The sequence below is a fragment of the Pseudoalteromonas sp. T1lg10 genome, assembly GCF_002964545.1.
Classification (GTDB): Bacteria; Pseudomonadota; Gammaproteobacteria; order Enterobacterales; family Alteromonadaceae; genus Pseudoalteromonas.
Genome location: NZ_PQBV01000023.1, coordinates 1 through 467 on the forward strand (window position 1 = coordinate 1; position 467 = coordinate 467).

Sequence of the window (467 nt, forward strand, 5' to 3'; positions counted from 1 at the left end):
TAGTGCTCTAACCAACTGAGCTACGGTCGTACAGAATACGAGAAGTATTTTAGAGAATTGGTACGACCGAGTGGATTCGAACCACCGACCTTTGGGCCGGGTCATAGAGAGCAGGTAGTGCTCTAAGCAACTGAGCTAGGGTTTTTATTGAATACGAGAAATATTGTAGAGAATTGGTACGACTGAGTGGATTCGAACCACCGACCTTTGGGCCGGGTCATAGAGAGTAGGTAGTGCGTTAACCAACTGAGCTACGGGCATTCGGAATACGAGAAATATTGTAGAGAATTGGTACGACCGAGTGGATTCGACCCACCAACCTTTGGGCCGGGTCATAGAGAGCAGGTAGTGCTCTAAGCAAGTATAAAGTAATGGTGTTTGCTAAGGATTTGGTACGACCGAGTGGATTCGAACCACCGACCCCTACCATGTCAAGGTAGTGCTCTAACCAACTGAGCTACGGTCGG

1 tRNA gene is annotated in these 467 nt (G+C 48.2%); it reads right to left on the reverse strand.

Annotation, left to right across the window (positions count from 1 at the left end):
• Positions 1-390: 390 nt before the first annotated feature.
• Positions 391-467: transfer RNA gene (locus tag C2M17_RS07980), tRNA-Val, on the reverse strand.